At 68.7% G+C, this 1,579-nt stretch carries 1 protein-coding gene; it reads right to left on the bottom strand.

Features of this window, described 5'->3' with window-relative positions:
* Window positions 1-26 precede the first annotated feature (26 nt).
* On the bottom strand, window positions 27-1,442 hold the full coding sequence (locus tag RMO30_RS12455) for a DUF222 domain-containing protein (protein ID WP_309714016.1): 1,416 nt from the start codon (window positions 1,440-1,442) through the stop codon (window positions 27-29).
* Window positions 1,443-1,579 lie beyond the last annotated feature (137 nt).

The following is a 1,579-nucleotide window of genomic DNA, read 5'->3' as shown; positions in this document are numbered from 1 at the left end:
CACGGCGAACGGCAGCGATCGTCGGGTCATCTGTCGATCATCGATGGCGAATACTCGGCAGTTGCTGGGAGCGGACTCGGAGTCTGCCCTCGACCGGGCGGGTGACTTCGTGCCAGGTGCTCTCGCATCCCCCGGGACTTGGTGACGAGCCACCCGCCCGCTCGCCCGGACCCCGGTGGCGGTTCGAGCCAGTACCGCCCGTCTCGGCGCCGGATCGCCCAGCCTTCGTTGTGCAGTTTCAAGTGGTGGTGGCGACAGAGCAGCACGCCTCGGTCGAGATCGGTGCGGCCGCCCTGGGCGTAGTGGTCGATGTGGTGGGCTTCGCACCAGGAGGGTGGCCGTTCGCAGCCGGACCACAGGCATCCGCCGTCGCGGATCGCGAGGGCAACCCGCTGACGGGCTGAGTACAGGCGTTGTTCGCGCCCGAGGTCGAGCACGTTGCCGAGCGAGTCGATGAGGGCCGGTTGGGTGCCGTTGGCGCACGCGAGACTCTGCACCGTGCCGATCGACAGCGCTTCATTCGAGCCTTCGACCACTCCGTGCCCCACACCCGCGACGAGGTCTGCAGCAGACACCAGCACTCGCACCGCCGGAGCGCCCTTGCCGACCAGAACGGAAGGGTCGAGCCCACCCGCTTGCCGCAGCAGTTCGGTGAAGGCATCCGATGCGATCTGTTCGACGGTGCGCTCGTCGCGCTCAAGGTCTGTTGCCCGTTGCACCTGCTCGGTGTCGACGAACCGCGGCCCACCTCTACGTGGCGACGTCGCCCGGTCGTAAATCTCGTCGACGACCCCAGCGGTGAGGGGGTCGTAATCCCAGATGAGGCGCTTCATGCCGTCGCGCAGATCGAGCCGTCGGATCGACCGCCGCCCCCGCAACACGGCCTCCCGTGACCCGATGCCGGCTTCGTCGATCTCGTCACGTACTTCCCGCGCGCGCTTGAGCAGCCGGTCGGGGTCGAGCGTCGGCGCTTGGTCGCACAGCAACTCGGTCGCCTCGGCGACGAGCACCGGATCCGCACCCGACCCGTCCAGCCCCGCCCGGATCGCCTCGGCCGCTTGCACCGACACCGTTCCGTCGACGACCCGATCACCGAGCACCCGATCACCGGGCACGGAGCCGTCGGCCTGCGCGAGGCGACCGACCCGGAGGGCGACCACGGCATCCCGACCTGTCGTTCCGGTGGTCGCCTTGAGCAACTCTTCGGGCGTGCGCGCACCCTCTCGTCGCGCCAACCCGGCGCCCCCGAGCAGCGGATCCGACCGCCGCTCGAGCTCGCCCGCAGCGAGCGCGACGTGCGCATCCGCCAGCTTGCGAGCTTCACCCGCGAGTCGCAACCACTCCATCAGCGCCGCATCCGACGCCGCATGACAGGCACCGACCGACCGCGGCGCATCGCGCAACGCCGCAACGGCGGTGGCGAGAGCAGTGGTCGAGGTCATGGGATCAATCCTTCCGACATCCATTCTTCCCAGAAGAACAAACTTTCGAAAGTACAAGAAGTCGCCGCCAACCGCCCTGTGGAGGACTCGCCGAGACCCTCACCGAGAAGCCCGAGACCGCCCCACATACCGCCGCA

Origin of the sequence: Pseudolysinimonas sp. (genome assembly GCF_031389465.1) — a bacterium.
Taxonomy (GTDB): domain Bacteria; phylum Actinomycetota; class Actinomycetes; order Actinomycetales; family Microbacteriaceae; genus Pseudolysinimonas_A.
This window is presented reverse-complemented; position numbering and strand designations above follow the sequence as displayed.

Bases quoted from the DNA above. Each gene is read 5' to 3' on its own strand.
- RMO30_RS12455 (WP_309714016.1), bottom strand. From the start codon at position 1,442: ATGACCTCGACCACTGCTCTCGCCACCGCCGTTGCGGCGTTGCGCGAT.